The sequence below is a fragment of the Comamonas odontotermitis genome (genome assembly GCF_040396735.1).
GTDB lineage: Bacteria > Pseudomonadota > Gammaproteobacteria > Burkholderiales > Burkholderiaceae_C > Comamonas > Comamonas odontotermitis_C.
Genome location: NZ_JBEBNZ010000002.1, coordinates 260,159 through 279,050 on the forward strand (window position 1 = coordinate 260,159; position 18,892 = coordinate 279,050).

At 61.4% G+C, this 18,892-nt stretch carries 16 protein-coding genes; 2 read left to right on the forward strand and 14 right to left on the reverse strand.

Features of this window, described 5'->3' with window-relative positions; all coding sequences use genetic code 11:
- Window positions 1-43 precede the first annotated feature (43 nt).
- From ACH2DG_RS03585 to ACH2DG_RS03595, 3 genes are all read right to left on the reverse strand, one after another.
- On the reverse strand, window positions 44-2,953 hold the full coding sequence (locus ACH2DG_RS03585) for an aconitate hydratase (protein WP_395024330.1): 2,910 nt from the start codon (window positions 2,951-2,953) through the stop codon (window positions 44-46).
- Between the two features lie 383 nt (window positions 2,954-3,336).
- A complete protein-coding gene (locus ACH2DG_RS03590; RefSeq protein WP_395024331.1) occupies window positions 3,337-3,627 on the reverse strand; it encodes an H-NS family nucleoid-associated regulatory protein in 291 nt (96 codons plus the stop codon).
- 126 nt (window positions 3,628-3,753) lie between these two features.
- Entirely contained in the window at window positions 3,754-5,034 is a 1,281-nt protein-coding gene (locus ACH2DG_RS03595; protein ID WP_395024332.1) for a hemolysin family protein, read from the reverse strand.
- 53 nt (window positions 5,035-5,087) lie between these two features.
- On the opposite strand from ACH2DG_RS03595, the gene ACH2DG_RS03600 reads away from it, so the two are divergent.
- The gene (locus ACH2DG_RS03600; protein ID WP_395024333.1) at window positions 5,088-5,930 is read left to right on the forward strand and encodes a symmetrical bis(5'-nucleosyl)-tetraphosphatase; all 843 of its coding nucleotides are present in this window, start codon (window positions 5,088-5,090) and stop codon (window positions 5,928-5,930) included.
- Window positions 5,931-6,008: 78 nt separating this feature from the next.
- Here ACH2DG_RS03600 and ACH2DG_RS03605 read toward each other — a convergent pair whose 3' ends face one another.
- The 4 genes from ACH2DG_RS03605 to guaD form a co-directional block, all read right to left on the reverse strand.
- Window positions 6,009-7,439, reverse strand: coding sequence for a DEAD/DEAH box helicase (locus ACH2DG_RS03605; RefSeq protein WP_224151665.1), 1,431 nt, complete (start codon window positions 7,437-7,439; stop codon window positions 6,009-6,011).
- Between the two features lie 226 nt (window positions 7,440-7,665).
- Window positions 7,666-8,544: a neutral zinc metallopeptidase gene (locus tag ACH2DG_RS03610; RefSeq protein ID WP_395024334.1), complete on the reverse strand. Its 879-nt coding sequence runs from the start codon at window positions 8,542-8,544 to the stop codon at window positions 7,666-7,668.
- 241 nt (window positions 8,545-8,785) lie between these two features.
- Entirely contained in the window at window positions 8,786-9,352 is a 567-nt protein-coding gene (gene dcd / locus ACH2DG_RS03615) for a dCTP deaminase (protein WP_184709251.1), read from the reverse strand.
- Between the two features lie 118 nt (window positions 9,353-9,470).
- Window positions 9,471-10,769 (reverse strand): guanine deaminase, encoded by a 1,299-nt coding sequence (gene guaD / locus ACH2DG_RS03620; RefSeq protein WP_395024335.1) that lies wholly within the window; start codon window positions 10,767-10,769, stop codon window positions 9,471-9,473.
- Window positions 10,770-11,045: 276 nt separating this feature from the next.
- Here guaD and ACH2DG_RS03625 point away from each other — a divergent pair, with 276 nt between their 5' ends.
- Window positions 11,046-11,507, forward strand: coding sequence for an HIT family protein (locus ACH2DG_RS03625; RefSeq protein WP_395024336.1), 462 nt, complete (start codon window positions 11,046-11,048; stop codon window positions 11,505-11,507).
- Here ACH2DG_RS03625 and ACH2DG_RS03630 read toward each other — a convergent pair whose 3' ends face one another.
- From ACH2DG_RS03630 to ACH2DG_RS03660, 7 genes are all read right to left on the reverse strand, one after another.
- A complete protein-coding gene (locus ACH2DG_RS03630) occupies window positions 11,508-12,212 on the reverse strand; it encodes an outer membrane protein (RefSeq protein ID WP_395024337.1) in 705 nt (234 codons plus the stop codon).
- Between the two features lie 26 nt (window positions 12,213-12,238).
- Entirely contained in the window at window positions 12,239-12,724 is a 486-nt protein-coding gene (locus ACH2DG_RS03635) for a heme-binding protein (protein WP_377779738.1), read from the reverse strand.
- 91 nt (window positions 12,725-12,815) lie between these two features.
- Entirely contained in the window at window positions 12,816-13,442 is a 627-nt protein-coding gene (locus ACH2DG_RS03640) for a response regulator transcription factor (RefSeq protein ID WP_395024338.1), read from the reverse strand.
- Window positions 13,443-13,463: 21 nt separating this feature from the next.
- Complete coding sequence (locus ACH2DG_RS03645; protein ID WP_395024339.1) at window positions 13,464-14,984, reverse strand: sensor histidine kinase; 1,521 nt, start codon at window positions 14,982-14,984, stop codon at window positions 13,464-13,466.
- A 172-nt stretch (window positions 14,985-15,156) separates the two neighbouring features.
- Window positions 15,157-16,221, reverse strand: a complete 1,065-nt coding sequence (locus ACH2DG_RS03650) for an adenosine deaminase (protein WP_395024340.1) — start codon at window positions 16,219-16,221, stop codon at window positions 15,157-15,159.
- A gap of 175 nt (window positions 16,222-16,396) precedes the next feature.
- Entirely contained in the window at window positions 16,397-17,551 is a 1,155-nt protein-coding gene (locus ACH2DG_RS03655; RefSeq protein ID WP_395024341.1) for a BMP family ABC transporter substrate-binding protein, read from the reverse strand.
- Window positions 17,552-17,734: 183 nt separating this feature from the next.
- Complete coding sequence (locus ACH2DG_RS03660; protein WP_395024342.1) at window positions 17,735-18,886, reverse strand: BMP family ABC transporter substrate-binding protein; 1,152 nt, start codon at window positions 18,884-18,886, stop codon at window positions 17,735-17,737.
- Window positions 18,887-18,892: the final 6 nt, after the last annotated feature.

An 18,892-nucleotide genomic window follows, 5' to 3' on the forward strand; every position in this document is an offset into this window, starting at 1 on the left:
CCTGCTAGAACGGGCCCGGTTAGGATATTTTGCAAGCAGTTACTTACAGTAGCTGCCGCAGTACAAAAGGAAGTATACCGCCCTCCTTGTAATACTCCACTTCAATAGGCGTATCGATTCGCAACACGAGTTCCGTCTCGGTCTTGCTGCCATCGGCACGGTGCACGACCAGTCTGGCCTTGCTGCGCGGAGCCAGCGAGGGGTCGGGAATGATGTCAATCTGCTCATCGCCGCGCAAGCGCAGCGTCTCCCAGCTTTCTCCTGCCAGGAACTGCAGAGGCAGCACCCCCATGCCCACCAGGTTGGATCGGTGAATTCGCTCAAAGCTGCGGGCCACGACAGCCTTGATGCCCAACAACTGCGTCCCCTTGGCGGCCCAATCCCGGCTCGATCCGGTACCGTACTCTTCGCCGGCAAATACCACGGTGGGGGTGTTGGCCGCCACATAGCGCATGGCCGCGTCATAGATGAACAGCTTCTGGCCCTGGTCCTCGCCGGGGTTCTGGTAGATGGTGAGTCCCCCCTCCTCGCGCGAGCCATCGGCGCCGACTGGCAGCATCTGGTTCTTGATGCGGACATTGGCAAAGGTCCCCCGCATCATCACTTCGTGATTGCCGCGGCGCGAACCATAGCTGTTGAAATCGACCTTCTTGACGCCATTGGCAAGCAGCCATTGCCCGGCAGGCGAGGTTTCCTTGATGGAGCCGGCTGGCGAAATGTGATCGGTGGTGATCGAATCGCCAAACAGCGCCATGACTCGTGCACTGTGGATGGCATACTGGTCTGCGCCCTGGGCATTCTCGTGCTTGGTCTCCAACTGGAAGCTCTTGAAGAATGGAGGCTCGGCAATATAGGTGCTCTGAGGCCAGGTGTAGGTGGCTCCCGTCACGCCCTTGATCTTCTCCCACAGCTTGCCCGGCTCGCTGGTGACCTTTTCGTAGTTGGCCCGGAAAGCCTTGCCATTCATGGCGTACTTCATCAGCTTGTGCACCTCGTCGGTACTTGGCCAGATGTCGCCCAGGTATACATCGCGTCCGTCCTTGCCTTTGCCGACCGGTTCGGTCATCAGGTCCTTGCGCACGTTGCCGGCAATGGCATAGGCCACGACCAGAGGCGGGCTCGCCAGGAAATTGGCCCGGATATTGGGATGGATGCGGGCCTCGAAGTTGCGGTTGCCGGACAGCACGGCCGCGCATACCAGGTCGTTCTGCTGAATGGCGGCATTGAACTCGGGCAGCAGATCGCCAGCATTGCCAATGCAGGTGGTGCAACCATAGCCCGCAATCGCAAAGCCCAGCTTTTCCAGATAGGGCAAAAGGCCCGACTCCGTGAGGTAGAGCGTGACCAGGCGCGATCCCGGAGCCAACGAGGTCTTGACGTGGGGCTTGACCGTCAAGCCGGCCTGCACCGCCTTCTTGGCCAGCAGGCCAGCGGCCAGCATCACGCTGGGGTTGGAGGTATTGGTACAACTGGTAATGGCCGCAATCAGCACATCTCCGTTGTGCAGGTCGATGCCGCCGCGCTCTTTGGCCTCCACCTGTGCCTCTTCGCTGCGCAGGCTGCCCGGTGCATCTTCCACATTGGGTGTGTTGGCCACCATTTCCACCACGTTGCGCGGGGCACCGGCTGGCACCGGCTTGGCATCGGGCTCGGCGGTTTCGCCTTCGCCGTTGATATGCACCCGCACGCTCTGCCCGAGCCTGTCCGCAGGCAGATTGAAGCCATTTTGCGCAATCGGCGCAGTAAACAGCTCGGCGAACTTGTCGGCCACATGTCCGATCTCGATGCGGTCCTGCGGACGCTTGGGCCCGGCCAGGCTGGGAGCGACAGTACCCAGATCCAGCGTGACAACCTGCGAGTAGTCGATGTCCCCCGCCTTGGGAACACCAAAGAGGTCCTGCGCCTTGAAATAGGCCTCAAATGCTTCGATTTCGGCCTTGGTACGTCCAGTACCTTCAAAATAGTCGAGGGTTTTGTTGTCAACCGGGAAGAAGCCCATGGTTGCGCCGTATTCGGGCGCCATGTTGCCGATGGTGGCCCGGTCAGGAACGGAGAGGCTGCGCGTACCCTCGCCAAAGAACTCCACGAACTTGCCCACGACCTTTTCGCGGCGCAGGATCTCGGTCACCGTCAGCACCAGGTCGGTCGCCGTCACCCCCTCTCGCAGCTTGCCGGTAAGCTCAAAGCCCACGACATCGGGTGTCAGGAAATACACGGGCTGGCCCAACATGGCGGCTTCGGCCTCGATACCGCCCACGCCCCACGCCACCACGCCAACGCCATTGATCATCGTGGTATGGCTGTCCGTCCCCACCAGAGAATCGGCGTAGTACACCCCCTCCTTGGTGTGGTGCACGCCGCGCGCCAGGTATTCCAGGTTGACCTGGTGCACGATGCCAAAACCCGGAGGCACCACGCCAAAGGTGTCGAAGGCCTGCATTCCCCACTTCATGAACTGGTAGCGCTCGTTGTTGCGCTGGAATTCCAGTTTCATGTTCAGGTCGAGGGCATTCTTGTTGCCGTAGTAGTCGACCATGATCGAGTGATCCACCACCAGGTCCACCGGCACCAGCGGCTCGATCGCCTTGGGCTTCTTCCCCAGTCGATCAGCAGTGCTGCGCATGGCAGCCAGATCGGCCAGCAAGGGCACGCCCGTAAAATCCTGCAGCACCACGCGAGCAACGACGAATGGAACCTCTTCGGTGCGTTCCGCCCGAGGTTTCCAATTGGCGAGCTGCTCCACATGCTCTGGCAGAACCCGCTGGCCATCACAGTTGCGCAGCACCGACTCCAGCACGATGCGCAGAGAAACCGGCAACCGCTTGATATTGGGATACTGCTTGGCCAAGGCTGGCAGCGAATAGAAGCTGCCCTTGCCCGCCTTACCCAGCGACAGAGACTTCAAGGTGGAGGCAAAAGCATGCTTGCCCGACTGAGGGTTGCTCGATTTCATCGTTGCTCCTGTTTTGCTTGGCAATGCCACAGAAATTATTCTCGAACAGACAGTCTACCCGCGTGTGTCGACACCTGCATGTCGCCAGACATTCGATATGGCTATTGACGCAGTCCTCCACCGCACCTCCACCGATTCAAAAAGTCCATACCATCCCCGGTACGGGCACGCCAGAACCGTTCGGGACCGAGGGACTTGTCATACCCGTTGCCCCAATATCCCTCCCCCTCAGAAATTCGAAAAATAAGCCTATAGATTGATCAAAATTTTCAATAGCAGCGCCCTATGAAAAAGAGCATTTCTTTAGCCGAGAAATGCTGAAAATCGATGCCCCGAAAGCAAAAACCCGCCGAAGCGGGTTTTCATGCATTGCGGTATCTTGATCAGATCGCGAATTTCTCACGGGCCTGGCCTTCAATCCACTTTGGAGCCTTGCCACGGCCAGTCCAGGTTGCGCCAGTCGCTGGATCACGGTATTTAGGAGCAACCTTGGAGCCTGCTGCGGCACTGCGGCCACCACGGGCTGGAGGAAACACGTCCAGCTCATTCAGTCCATATTCAGCCACGAGGCTGCGCACCTGCTCCACGACGCTTTTCAGTTCATTTTTGCGAACTTCTTCACGTTGGGCTTGCAGTGCCGCCAATTGGGCGTCAATTTCTTTCAATGTAGGCATGTTGGTATATCCAGGTGATTTGATTAACGGGCCCAGTATACCCAAAAATCAAATTCGAAAAAGATATTTCTTGTTCCAGTCATTAATGGCAATGTAAATTTTCATAAACATCGCAGGCCATTCCCATCAGTAATCCGCGAGGCCGGCATCCATGCGTGCAATCACCTTGTCCACGCGTTTACCCTCCAGCGCCATTACCTCAAACACCCAGCCTGCACAATATATCTTCTCGCCCACCGGCGGCATATGGCCGGATTCAGCCATCAGCATACCGGCCAGCGTGTTATATCTGCCCTTGTCTTCATCCGGCAATTCCTTGATATCCAGGCGTGCCTTCAATTCGGATATCGGCATCAGGCCATCCAGATACCAGGAGCCATCATCGTTCTGAACGGCCCAGGCCTCGTTGGCACCACCTGGCTTGAGCTCCCCGGTAATGGCTTCCAGCACATCGCGCGGCGTGATGATGCCTTGCACGACCCCGTATTCATCCACCACGAAAATCATGCGACCAGCACGAGCGCGGAATTGCTCCAGCAACTCGAAGCCGCTCAGTGTTTCAGGGACATAGGTGGCAGCCACCACCAGATCCGACACCGGCACCGACTTGGGATCCGCCACATCCAGAAGGTGCGCAACGCTCACCAGGCCCACCACGTTGTCGAGCGATTCGCGGCAGACGGGATACCAGGAATGCGCACCCTTGCCTCCGGCCGCACGCACCTCGTGCAGCGCTTCGGCCACTGTCAGCCGGGCATCCAGCCACTGCACATCGCCGCGAGGAACCATCATTGAAATCAGAGGACGGTCGTCCAGATGGAAGACGTTCTGCACCATCAGGTGTTCGTGCTGCTCGATCACACCTGCATCACGGCCCTCGTCGAGGCTGGCCACGATTTCTTCCTCGGTCACGGCGCGGCTTGATTCATCCTTGATACGCAACAGCTTGAGCACATACTGCGCCGAAACCGACAGCAACCACACGAAAGGTTTGGCGATCCTGGACACCCATGTGAGCGGAAGCGCAATCATGCGCGACGAGGCCTCGGGATACATCTGACCAATGCGCTTGGGCACCAATTCGCCAAATACGATGGTGAGGTAGGTGATCACAATGATCACCGTGGCCGTTGCTGCCACGGAGGCCACCGAGGCCGGCATTCCTGCAGAAATGAGCCAGCGCGCAAGGCCGTCGCTGAACGCGGCTTCGCCAAAAATACCATTGAGCATGCCAATGGAAGTGATGCCCACCTGAATGGACGAAAGAAACTGGGTAGGATTGGCCAATAATTCCAGGGCCGCCTTGGCGCCCTTGTCGCCGCTTTCCGCCATGGCCAGCAGACGTGATTTACGGCTGCTGGCCAGCGCCAACTCCGACATGGCAAATACGCCATTAAGCAGGGTCAAAAGCGCGATCAGAAGTACGTCTAACAAAATAGTTCACAGGTAGTTCAACAAGCATGTCACTTTACTGTATTGGCGATATCCAGGGATGCGACGGCGCTTTGGAGCGTCTGCTCGCAAAAATTGAGTTCTCGCCCAGCCGCGACACCGTCTACCTCCTGGGCGATCTGGTCAACCGGGGCCCGGATTCGGAAAAAACCCTTCGCCGCTGCATGGAATCAGGGGACAGCATCCGGGCGCTGCTGGGCAACCACGACCTGCATCTGCTCGCCGCAGCCAACGGACGGCGCAAATTCTCCAGGCGCGACACCTTGCTCCAAGTGCTGCAAGCCCCCGATGCAGACCAACTGCTGCAATGGGTACGGCAGCAGCCATTGGCACGCACCCATGATGTGGGCGGAGAAAGCCTGCTGATGGTGCACGCTGGCGTACACCAGCGCTGGAGCATGGCCGATACCCTGCGTTACGCGCGGGAGGTGGAGACCGTGTTGCAGGGCGATGAACTGCCCCTCTTCCTGCAGGCCATGTATGGCAACGAGCCCGACCGGTGGAGCGAGCAGCTCACTGGCATGGAGCGGCTGCGCGTCATCACGAATGTGCTCACCCGCATGCGTTACTGCGCGCCCGACGGCCGGATGGATTTTGAAAGTGCCGAGAGCACCGAACATGCCCCTCCCGGCCATTTGCCATGGTTCGACCTGCCGGGCCGCGTGACCGCCGAGACCACTATCGCCTTTGGCCACTGGTCCACGCTCGGCGAGCTGAACCGCCCGCACCTCATTGCGCTGGATACAGGTTGTGTCTGGGGCGGATGCCTGACGGCCGTGCGCTTTGGTGCCAGCCTGGAAGAGCGCGAGCTCATTCACGTGGAATGCGAGCAGGCGCAGCAACCCGGCTGAGCCTCAACAACCGCCGAAGAGCCAGATGGAAAAAGGCCTCTGCATTCCTGCAGAGACCTTGCCGTTGAAATCACAGTGTCACGACTCGGTCGTGGGTGCGGGCTTGAAAAGCGCCGCAACCTTGCGACGTGGCTTGACGCTGGCAGCGCCCCGTGCAGGTGCGGGCTTGGAGCCCGCATCCCAGGCTGCGGGCTCGGCAGCTTTCGCCTCGTAGGGCTTGTCAAAGAACGGATCGCGCGACACGGGTGCCGGGCGATAGCGCTCCCGGCGGTCCGATGTTTCGTCGTCGCGCTCGCGGCCACGTTGATCGCGGCTTTCACGCTCGCGGCGGTCCCGGTGGCCGTCGTTGAAGCGGCCGCGTGGCCGCTCATCCAGCTCGAAGGGTTCGACCTCGATCTTCTTCTTGATCAGCTTTTCAATGTCGCTCACGTGGCGCGCGTCGGCATTGGTGACCAGGGTCACGGCCAGACCCGAAGCGCCCGCACGGCCCGTTCGCCCAATGCGGTGCACATAGTCTTCGGCATTGAAAGGCACGTCGTAGTTGAAGACGGCAGGCACATCCTTGATGTCCAGTCCGCGCGCAGCCACATCGGTGCACACCAGCAGATCGACTTCGCCTTGCTTGAAGGCTTCGAGCGCCTTCAGACGTTCGTCCTGGCTCTTGTCGCCATGCAGTGCGGCGGCACGCAGACCGTCACGCTCCAGAGTGCGCGTCAGGCGCGAGCAGCCCAGCTTGCTGTTGACGAATACAAAGGCCTGGCGAACCTGGCGATCACGCAGGGTCTTGATGATCACGCGGCGCTTGTCATCGTCGGAGGCGCTGAAAAAGCGCTGCTCGACGGTGGAAGCCGTCTCATTGGGACGGGCGACTTCGATCGTGATCGGATCTTGCAGGTAGCTGCCGGCCAGCCGCTTGATCTCGGGCGAGAACGTGGCCGAGAAGAGCAAGGTGGTGCGCTTCTTGGGCAGGTACGAAAGGATGCGCTGCAGATCGGGCAGAAAGCCGATGTCGAGCATGCGGTCAGCCTCGTCCAGCACCACATATTCCACCTGATTGAGGACGGCGTTCTTGGCCTCAATATGGTCAAGCAGCCGGCCCGGTGTGGCCACCAGCACCTCCACACCCTTCTTCAGCTCGATGGTCTGGGGCTTCATGTCCATGCCGCCGAACACCACCGTGCTGCGCAGCTTGGTGTATTTGGCAAATTGGGCAATCTGCTGGGCCACCTGATCGGCCAGCTCGCGCGTGGGCAGTAGCACCAGGGCGCGCACCGGGTGGCGGGCAGGCGATGCCGAGCTGTTTTCATGCGCCATCAAGCGCTGCAGCAACGGCAATGAAAAGGCAGCCGTCTTACCGGTACCAGTCTGCGCTGCGCCCATGACATCCTTGCCGGTCAGCACCACAGGAATGGCCTGTGCCTGGATCGGCGTCATGGATGCATAGCCCATCTCGGCGATGGCCTTGGCCAAGGGCTCGGCCAGATGAAGGTTGGAGAAAGAATTTGTCATGTAAGCCCCCTATTGTCGCACCGTGGGCAGATTGCTGCTGCGCTTAACCCCGTACACGGTTACGGAATGGGGGTGTAGCTGTCATGTATTGCTGCCCTGGCGCGCATACCCTTGCTTGACTGCTATTGTTTTTAAAAAACAGGAACCCACCCACTGCGCGCCAATGGCAGGCCGCACAAAAAAACAGCCGGCAAAGCCGGCTGCTGGATACATGTTCCCGACAGGGTTACAGGCTGCCCGCCTGGAAGGTATCGCACGACTGCACGCTGCCCGTCTTGTAGCCCTGCGTGAACCAGCGCACCCGCTGCGCACTGGAGCCGTGGGTGAAGCTGTCTGGCCGCACCGTGCCCGAGGCTTCTCGTTGCAGCTTGTCGTCGCCAATCTGCTGCGCGGCATTCACGGCCGATTCGATGTCGCCCTGCTCCAGCCAGTTCTTGGCCTGCTGCGAGTGGTTGGCCCATACGCCGGCATAGCAGTCGGCCTGCAGCTCCAGACGCACGGACAGCGCATTCTGGTCGCGTTCGCTGATGCGGCCCCGCATGCTATCTACCTTGTCCGATATGCCCAGCAGGTTCTGTACGTGGTGGCCCACTTCGTGCGCCACGACATAGGCGCGGGCAAATTCACCAGGCGCGCCCAGTTGGCGGCTCATGGTGTTGAAAAAGTCCATGTCCAGATAGACCTTGTGGTCGCCCGGGCAGTAGAACGGCCCCATGGCGGACTGGCCCGTGCCACAGGCGGTTCGTGTCACGCCGGTGAACAGTACCAGCCTTGGCGCCTGATAGCGCGCACCGGCCTTGCTGAAAATATCGGTCCAGACGTCTTCAGTCGACGCCAGCACGGTCGAGACGAATTTGGCCCCCTGGTCGTTCGACGGCGGCGCCTTGGCGGGCCCTTGCTCCACCGGCGCAGGCGAACCGCTGCCCGACAGCACCCCAATCGTGGTCAGCGGGTTGATGCCGAACACTCCCCAGCCAATCAGCGCCAGCACCACGGTGCCGATGCCGATGCTGCGGCCGCCGATGCCAAAGCCACCACCTCCGCCGCCACCCTGGCCACGGCGGTCTTCCACATTCTCAGATTCGCGATTGCCTTCCCATCTCATCGTCACTCTCCTTGCCGCGCCAGGGCGCCGCATCAGTTATCTATTGCCTGTCACTGGTCGCTACAGTAGCGCATTTGTTGCCGCCATGCTCGCAAAGCAACGCTTTGGGTGGCCGTCCGCAGGACAGCCGCGCCGGTAATTGAACAAAATTTGCAAATTTTGCAAAAAGTTAGGCATTAACAAGAATCGATAAAAAAAGCCATCCAAGACGCTGGATGGCTTTTTTGCAGGCTCGGCGCTGTCAGGCCTTGGGCAAGGTCACTCCGTGCTGGCCCTGGTACTTGCCGGCGCGGTCCTTGTAGCTCACGTCGCAGGGCTCGTTGCCCTGGAAGAACAGCACCTGCGCGCAACCTTCGCCAGCATAGATCTTGGCAGGCAGCGGCGTGGTGTTGGAGAACTCCAGGGTCACATAGCCTTCCCACTCGGGCTCGAACGGTGTGACGTTGACGATGATGCCGCAGCGCGCATAGGTGCTCTTGCCCAGGCAGACGGTCAGCACATCGCGCGGAATGCGAAAGTACTCCACCGTGCGCGCCAGTGCAAAGCTGTTGGGCGGAATGATGCAGTAATCGCCTTCAAAATCGACGAAGCTCTTTTCGTCGAAATTCTTGGGGTCGACCACGGTGCTGTGGATGTTGGTGAAGACCTTGAACTCGCGCGCGCAGCGGATGTCGTAGCCATAGCTCGATGTGCCGTAGCTGATGATCTTCTTGCCATCGACCTGGCGCACCTGGCCGGGCTCAAACGGCTCGATCATGCCGTGCTGTTCTGCCATGCGGCGGATCCACTTATCGCTCTGAATGCTCATGTCTAAAACTCCTGGGCGGAGATTGTAGCGAATGCAGGAGCAAGACCCGAATCACAGGTTTAGTATCTTTTTGATAGCTGATGGCGCTCGTCTGTCGTGCGCCACCGGCCAAAATCACTCAAGCCTGTTCGGCAATGTGCGTCTGCTCGATCAAGCGGTCGTCACCGAGGATGACCATGCCGAACAGCAGCTCATCGAGGTTGCGCGCCTGCTCGGTCTTGCGGGCCAGGAGCGGTGTTGCGCGCGGATTGATGACGACAAAGTCTGCCTCGCAGCCGGGCTGCAGGTTGCCGATGACACCCTGCAGGCCCAGTGCCTTGGCAGCGCCCGCCGTGTGCTGCCACCACAGGTGCTGAGGCGACAGGCTCTGCCCCGCTTTGGCGTGGCTTTCACGCCCCACCACATAGGCCGCCTGCATGGTACGGAACGGTGAAAAGCTCATGCCGCCCCCCACATCGCTGGCCAGGCCATACAGCATCTGCGCCTCGTCGGCCTTGAGGTAATCGAAGTAGCCGCTGGCCAGAAACAGGTTGCTGGTGGGGCTCACGGCTGCCGCCGACCTGGTGGTGTGCATCAACTGCCGATCGGTGTCATCGAGCCAGATGCTGTGCGCATACACGGCGCGCTCGCGCATCAGGCCAAAGTCGTCGTAGACCGCCAGATAGCTGCGCGCGGCCGGAAACAACTCCTTCACCCAGGCCACTTCGTCGAGGTTTTCTGCCACATGCGACTGAATCCACACATCGCTGTACCTGGCAGCCAGCTCGCCCGCGCCCCGCAACTGGGCAGGCGTGCTCGTCGGGGCAAAGCGCGGGGTGATCGCATAACCCAGGCGGTCTGTGCCGTGCCAGCGTTGAATCAGCGTTTCCGTATCGACCAGGCTTTGCTCGGTATCGTCGCGCACGCCGTCCGGGCTGTTGCGGTCCTGCAGCACCTTGCCGGCAATCATGCGCATGCGGCGCTGCTGCGCGGCCGTCATGATCGCATCCACCGACGCGGGGTGCGATGTGGCAAAGGCGAGCGCCGTGGTCACGCCGTTGCGCAGCAATTCGTCCATGAAGAAATCAGCCACTCCGTCGGCATAGGCGCGGTCGTGGAAGCGCGATTCATGCGGAAAGGTGTAGTTCTCCAGCCAGGGCAGCAGACCGGGCGCCGGCGCACCGATCACATCGGTCTGCGGATAGTGGATGTGCAGATCGACAAAGCCCGGCGCAATCAGGCGGCCCGGCAGGTGGTGCACCACCACTTCGCCACCCGCCTGCCCCAGCAACTGGGGCGACAGTGCCTGCCAGCTGCCCGCTGCCACCACGCGCTCTCGGCCATCGGCGCCGGGCGACGTGGCCAGCAGTCCATCTTCGTCATACATGGCGCGGCCATCATCGGCAAAGCGCAGCAGGGAGGATCGGTAGATATGCATGCAGCAAGCTTAAACGCAGCCAGCGCCACAGATATATGGATTGACCTATATCACCTATCGATGCCTGGCGTGCCCGAAGGTGCCGAACCCACGTAAACACAGCAATGGCAAACCATTCAAAATCAAGGGAAAACCCTGCACATTGAACCCCAATAAGCGCAATTTGGCGGTCTATAGTGTTTCTTTTACCGGTTGGTGAAATCAGTTTTCACCCGTATCAACCATGAACCGACGTGCCCCTTGCAAAGGGCGCGCGAAAAGGAGGAGGCACAGCCCATGCCGCATTTTGTTGACACCTCACCCGCAGGCAGCTGCATTTTCTGCAAGCTCGTCAACGGCGAGATTCCATCGGCCAAGGTGTACGAAGACGAATTGACCCTCGCCTTCATGGACTTGGGCCAGGTCAACCCCGGCCATGTGCTGGTCGCCACCAAGCGCCACGCAGCCAACATCTTCGAGATCACTGATGCCGAATCAGCGGCCGTGATGCAGACTGCCCGCAAGGTGGCGCTGGCAGCCAAGCTGGCATTCGAGCCCGCAGGCCTCACCTTGCTGCAGGCCAATGGTGCCGAAGGCGGCCAGACGGTGGCGCACTTCCACCTGCATGTGGTGCCGCGCCATGCAGGCGACGGCCTTACCTTCACCTGGCCGCGCAAGGAGCCTGGCAGTGCCATGCTGGAAGGCTATGCGCTGCAGTTGCGCAACGCCATGCATGCGCAAGCCACATCGGCCGCCTGATCAGAAGCTGTAGCGCAGGCCCAGCGTGACCTCGCTGGAAGTCAGCTTGGCCCGCATCTGCTCGTCCTGCTTGCCGCGAACATTGGTGAAATTGTTCGCCCCGCTCCTGGTCTTGCCCATGTCGACATAGCGCCAGCCCAGGTCGATGCTGACCTTCTGCACCGGCGAGTAGCTCAGGCCCAGGCCCAGCGAATACGCCAGCTTGTTCTGCGAATCGCTGAAATACTGGCGGTTCACATTGCCCTGCCAGCCGCTGGACTCCAGGTGTGCGAGGCCCAGGCCGCCCATGCCGTACAGTGAGAACTGCGCATTCAAGGGGAAATCCTTGTACGCATTGAGCATCAGCCGCTGCGAGCGGATCTTGTGGTGGTTGAAGCTCGTCGGAAAGTTGGTGGAACCACTGGTGAACTCGTTGTTCTTCGGCAGCGTGTATTCCGCTTCCACGCGCCAGTTCGAAGGCAGTTGGTAGCCCAAGGCCAGCGAGCCACCTGCCGCCGAGCGGGAATCGTCGCCCGGAACGAACTGCCCCAGGCCAGGGCGGGCGCTGGAATCCATGTCATGCGCCTTGTAGCTGGCGGAATTGATGCGCAGCGCGCCATAGTAGCTGCCGCTACCAGTGCTTGAATTGCTCGGGTTGCCCTGGGCCAGCGCGCTGCCGCTCGCAGCCAGCAAAAGGACGGGAAGGATACGTTGGAGGTGCTTCATCGGTAGATAGGGATAGTGGCGATGGCTTACTTCAGCAGGTCTGCGACCTTGGACAGGGCGGTCTGGGCACACTGGTCGTCCAGATGACCACCCGGCGCACCGGCAACGCCCACGGCGCCGATCACTTCGTTGTCTACCTTCACGGGCACACCGCCACCCAGCAGCAAAAAGCCGGGAATGTCCTTCAGATTTGCTGCGGCGGGGTTCTTCTGCGCGTTCTCCATGATGGCGAGCGATGGCGCCTTGGCCGAGACCGAGGTGAATGCCTTGGCACGGCTTGCCTCCACGGTGTGCGGGCCGGCGTTGTCGGCACGTTGCACGGCGCGCACGCCGCCTGCGCGGTCCACCACGGTGGCGGTCACGGCATAGCCATTGGCAGTACAGGCAGCCACGGTCTGCGCAGCAATCTGGCTCGCCAGCTCCAGCGACATGTTTTTCTCGGTGCGCACGCCTTGGGCGCTGGCGGCGGTGGCAGCCAGGGACAGGGCGGCAAGGATCAAGGTGCGTTGCATGCGGTTCTCCGAAAGGGATGGAATGCATGCAACTGTAGAAAAACACCAGCCTCGCGCCAATGCGGCTGGCTACGCGCGCACCTCCGTAAAACTACGCAGTGTCTTCGTCCACCAGCGCGGCGTAGCCGCGAATGAGCTGCGCGAGCGAATCCGCCCCCAGCTTGGCAAATAGATTGGCGCGGTGCGTCTCCACGGTGCGTGGCGAAAGCGTCAGCGCCCGGCCTATCTCTTTGTTGGTGAGGCCCGCCACAATCAGCCCCAGCACCTCGCGCTCGCGGCCCGAGAGCTGTGCATAGCGCTCGCGTGCCTGCCGGTCAGCCTGCAGGCGCTCGCGCGAGCGCACATGCTGGCGCACCGCCGCCTGCAATGCCTCGATGAGGAGCTCGTCGTCCACCGGCTTTTCCAGAAACTCCGCAGCTCCCGCCTTGAAGGCGCGGCGGCACATCTCCACCGTTCCGTGGCCGGTCAGCATGATCACCGGCTGGTCCACACCCTGCGCCACCAGCGTGTCCAACACTGCCAGCCCGCTGGTGCCGGGCATGCGCACATCCAGCACGATGGCGCCGACATCGCCGCGCTCGAACCGCGACAGAAACACCTGCGGATCGCTCCATGGCTGCACACGCAGGCCGACCGTACCGATGAGCAGCGCAAGACTGTCACGCACGGCGGCGTCGTCGTCCACGAGATGGATGAGGGGCGAGAGTGCAGAGGTCATGGCATCCGTAAGAGAAATCGTTCAGGCCTGCGAGGCCGGGACGGCCAGCGGCAGCAGCAGGTGAAATTCAGCGCCCTGCCCGTTGCCGGGCCCTTCCGGCGATGGCGCCAGTGTCAACTCGCCCCCCATTGCCTGGGCCAGGCTTTCACACAGCGAGAGACCCAGCCCGAGCCCGCCTGCGCGCGTCGTATAGAACGGCGTGAAAAGCCGTGTGCGCGCCTCGGCAGGTACCCCAGGCCCCGAATCGCGCACGCCAAGCAGCGCCCGCGCACCCTGTGCACGCAGGCGAATATGCAGGCGACGCTGGCTGGCCTCCACCTGCTCCATTGCCTGCAGTGCGTTCATCACCAGGTTGTGAAGGATCTGCTGCAGCGCCACCGGCTCGGCCAGCACGGCAGGCAGATCGGCAGGCGCGTCCACCTGCACGGCAATGCTGCGGCGACGCAGCTCGGGCTCCAGCAGGTGCAGCGCTTCGTGCACTGCAGCGGCCAGTGCCAGCGGCTGGGCCTGGCCCGAGAGATCGGGTCGCTCCACCACGCGGCGCAGCCGCCCCACCACGGCACTCGCGCGCCGCGCCTGCTCCACAGCCTGGCCCATTGCATGGCGCGCGGTATCCAGGTCAGGCTCTTCGTCCTTCAGCAAACGTTGGGCAGCCTGGGTATTGGCAAGCAAGGCGGTCAGGGGCTGGTTCAACTCATGGGCCATGCCCGCGGCCAGTTCACCCAGCTGGTTGAGCCGCGCCACCTGCCCCACACGCAGCAGCTCTTCGGCCCGGCGTGCCGCCGCCCGCTGGCGCAGCAGTGCTCGCAGCGCGGCAAACACTGCTGCACTCACCACCGCCCAGGCGAGCATGCGCCCCCAGGGCAGTTCGCGCCACTCCACCTCACGCTCAAGCACCGCGTCAAATGGCTGGCTCTGCGATGCAAGGGTCTTGCGAAAGGCATAGTGCCAGCCATCCGCTGGGAGCCGCCCCTCCTGCATCGCCATGGCATTCCCCTGGTATTCCAGCCGCACGCGCACCGCGCTGGTTGCAGCATCCATGGGCCACTCCTCCCAGGGAATCGCTGTGCGCAAATCCAGCAGCAGCACAAAATCGGCCGCCTGGCTTGCAAGTGCCAGCCAGGCCTTGCCAGCGGGCAGATCGGCATGGGCCAGCTCCGCATGGCCGCTCTGACGCGAACGGGTCACCGCCTCCTGCGCCCCGGCGCGCAATACATCAGGCCAGTTGGCGGGCCAGGTGCTGTCCGGCAGGCGGCGAAACACCTGGGTGATCTGCGGATAGGCAGCAGGCAGGCGTGGCAGCGGCAAAGCCACGCTACCCGGACGGTCGACCGGGGGCTGCAGCAGCGGCAGCATGGCCATCACCGCATCGTGCTGTACCGCGCGCTGGCTGAGCAGGCGGTGCACGATGCGCGCGTCCGTCACAAACGCGTCTTCCAGCACCCGCAGGCGCGCATGGCCCAGCCAGGCAGCACCTGCAACGGCAACCACTAGCCAGGCAGAGAGCCAGACCAGCGGACGATTCCAGTTGGAAAAAGTCATGGCCGGCATTCTGTCATGGCACATGCACGCCTGGCGCGGCGCTCTGCCATGGGGCAGATGTGGGCAGTCACCAGCCGCACCAAGAAAAAGAGACGCCGCAGCGTCTCTTTTCTATGGTTTTGATAGCTGCCAGCGCGCATCCGTATTGCGCAAGCGTCCATTTTTTCCCGGTCTATGCGCCGCGCGCTGCCTGCACAAAGCATTGCTGCAACTGCGACATCCATGCGTCCTTGCGCTCCTGCGGCACAAAGCTCGCCTCAAAGCTGTTGGCAGCCAGTTGGAAGGCTTCGCGCGCGCCCATGCCGGTGGCGGCAAACAGCTGCACAAAGTTGTCGTTCACATAGCCGCCAAAATAGGCTGGGTCGTCCGAGTTAACGGTCGCTACCAGCCCGTGCGCGAGCAGTTGGGGCATGTTGTGGTCGGCCAGATCTGGGAAGACCTGCAACTTCTGGTTGGACAACGGGCAGACGGTGAGCGGAATGCGCTCCTCCTTCAAACGCTGGACCAGAGCGGCGTCGTGCACGGCCTGCACGCCGTGGTCGACACGTTCGGCATGCAGCAGATCCAGCGCGCCCCAGATATAGGCTGGAGGCCCTTCTTCACCCGCATGGGCCACGCGGCGCAGGCCCAGGTCCTTGCAGTGGGCGAACACGCTGGCAAACTTCTCCGGCGGATTGCCGACTTCGCTGCTGTCCAGGCCCACGCCACTGAAGTAGTCGCGGTAGGGCAAGGCCTGCTCCAGCGTGAGCCAGGCGTCGTCCTCGCTCAGATGGCGCAGGAAATTCAGGATCAGTTGCGAGGTGATGCCCCAGCGCTTTTCCGCCACCTGGCAGGCGCGGTGCAAGCCCAGAATGACGTGCTTGATGTGCACGCCGCGTGCCGTGTGCGTCTGCGGATCGAAGAAGATTTCGGTATGCACGACGTTGTCAGCCACGGCCTTTTCCAGGTAGGCCATGCCCATGTCATAGAAATCCTGCTCGGTCAGCAGCACGCTGGCGCCTGCGTAGTAAATGTCGAGAAAGCTCTGCAGATTGGTGAACGCGTAGGCCGCGCGCAAGGCTTCCACATCCGGGTAGGCCAGCGTCACGCCGTTACGCTGGGCCAGCGCAAAGATCAGCTCGGGCTCCAGCGAGCCTTCGATATGCATGTGCAGCTCGGCTTTGGGCATGGCGCGCAGCAGGGCAGGCAGACGGTCTGCAGGCAGATCATGGGGAAAATCGGTGGGCAAGGAGGGCATGGGTACTTTCTGTTTGTTTTGTGGTTTTTATCGATTTCGGCCGCTGGCGGAGGTGCTGCAAGCGCCAGCAGTTCAATTTTCATAGCGGTTTGCCAGTATCGCAAAATCCGATGAATGAACCACTGTAACGAAAAAAGGGCCGCATGTGCGGCCCTGGGCATGTGCCAATAGCGGCTTACTGCGCGCCTGGCACCTTGCCGTCCACGCCCTTGACGTAGAAATTGATGCCGCGCAGGAAGTCGTCGTCCGCGGACTTGCCCTCTTCCACCACGGCCTTGCCGGATTGGTCCAGGATCGGCCCCTTCCAGATGGTGAAGGTGCCGTCTTTCAGTCCCTTTTTCACTTCCTCAATCCTGGCCTTGGCGTTGTCGGGAACGTCAGGCGCCAACGACACGATGTCGATGGCGTTTTCCTTCACGCCCCACCAGGTGTGCTGGCTGGTCCACTTGTTGGCCAGCACGTCGTTCACCACCTTGCTGTAATACGGCGTCCAGTTGATGATGGCCGAGCCCAGATGCGCCTTGGGGCCGTAGGCCGTCATGTCCGAATCCCAGCCGAAGGCGCGCTTGCCTTTTTCCTCGGCTGTCTTGAGCACGGCAGGCGAATCGGTGTTCTGGAACAGGATGTCGGCGCCGCCGTTGATCAGGCCCGTGGCTGCTTCGGTTTCCTTCGGCGGCGCAAACCATTCGTTCACCCAGACCACCTTGGTGGTGATCTTCGGATTCATCGACTGGGCGCCCAGGGTGAAGCTGTTGATGTTGCGCAGCACCTCGGGAATCGGCACCGAGCCGACGACGCCCAGCACATTGGACTTGGTCATCGCACCGGCAATGACGCCCGCCAGATAGGCGCCTTCGTAGGTTCGGCTGTCATAGGTGGCCACATTGGGGCCTTGCTTGTAGCCCGTGGCGTGCTCGAACTTCACATCGGGGAAATCGGGCGCGATGCGCTGGATCGGCTCCATGTAGCCAAAGCTGGTGGCAAACACCAGCTTGTTGCCATTGGCCGCCATGTCGCGGAACACGCGCTCGGCATCGGCACCTTCAGGAATGCTCTCGACGAACGAGGTCTGGATCTTGTCGCCAAATTCCTTCTCGATGGCCTTGCGCGCCTGATCATGCGCAAACGAATAGCCGCCGTCGCCCACCGGGCCGACGTAGCCAAAGGCGATCTTGAGGGGCTCTGCAGCCGGTGCTGGCGCAGCAGCTGCCGGTGCGGGGGCCGGCGCAGGCGCTGGCTCGTCCTTCTTGCCGCAGCCCACCAGGGCCGCACTGGCCAGGGCCGAAAGGGCTGCTACCTTGAGCAGCGAACGCTTGTGCATGGAATGCATGGAAAAGTCCTCGGTTGCGTGGTTGTTATCGGGGAGATCAATCAAACTGTATTCAATATAGGCACAAAGCATGGGATTTGCCGAACTCTGCCGCCAAAAAACGACAGGCCGCACTCGGCATTACCCCATCGCCCGGCCCTGTACCCTCTAGCAAAAAGGGCGCCAATGCGCCCTTTGTTGTGCTTAGTTGGTACCCGGCACCTTGCCCTCAATACCGTTCACATAGAAATTGATGCCGCGCAGGAACGCGTCGTCTGCCACCTTGCCAGCCTCGAGCACCTGCTTGCCGGTGTTGTCCTGCACAGGACCCGTCCAGACAGCAAAGCTGCCATCCTTCATGCCGGCCTTGGCCTTTTCGACCTTGTCCTTGATCTCCTGCGGCACGTCATCTGCGATCTTCTTCAGATCCATGGCGCCTTCCTTCACGCCCCACCAGAAGTTGCCGGTCTGCCACTTGCCAGCCAGGGTGTCTTCCACGACCTTGGTGTAGTAAGGCGTCCAGTCGATCACGGCCGAGCCCAGGTGCGCCTTGGGCGCGAAGGCACTCATGTCGCCATCCTTGCCAAAGGCACGCATGCCGCGCTCTTCGGCGGTCTTGAGCACCGCTGGCGAATTGGTGTTCTGGTACAACACATCTACACCGCCGTTGATCAGGCTGGTGGCGGCTTCAGATTCCTTGGGCGGCGCAAACCATTCGTTCACCCATACCACCTTGGCCTTGATAGAGGGGTCAATGCTCTGCGCGCCCAACACAAAGCTGTTGATGTTGCGCACCACTTCGGGGATCGGCACCGATGCCACCACACCCACTGTTTTGGTCTTGGTCATGGCGCCCGCCACGATACCAGCCAGGTAGGCGCCTTCGAAGGTCTTGGTGTCATACACGGCCACGCTGTCACCGGTCTTGTAGCCGGTGGCGTGCTCGAACTTCACGTCCTTGAGGTCAGCTGCAGCCTTCTGCACGAATTCCTGGTAACCAAAGCTGGTGGCGAAGACCAACTTGTTGCCCTGGCCAGCCATGTCACGCATCACGCGCTCGGCATCGGCAGATTCAGGCACGCTCTCGACCATTGAGGTCTCGATCTTGTCGCCAAACTTTTCCTGGATCGCCTTGCGGCCCAGTTCGTGCTGGTACGTCCAGCCGCCATCGCCAATGGGGCTGACGTAGACGAAACCGATCTTCAGCTTGTCGGCAGCAGGAGCGGCTGCCGCAGGGGCTGGCGCAGCCGCCGGAGCCGCAGCTTCTTCTTTCTTGCCGCAGGCCACGAGGGCAGCCATGGAAATAGCCGACAGGCCGATCAACTGGATCAAGGTGCGTTTGCTGGAATGGCTCATGGGTGA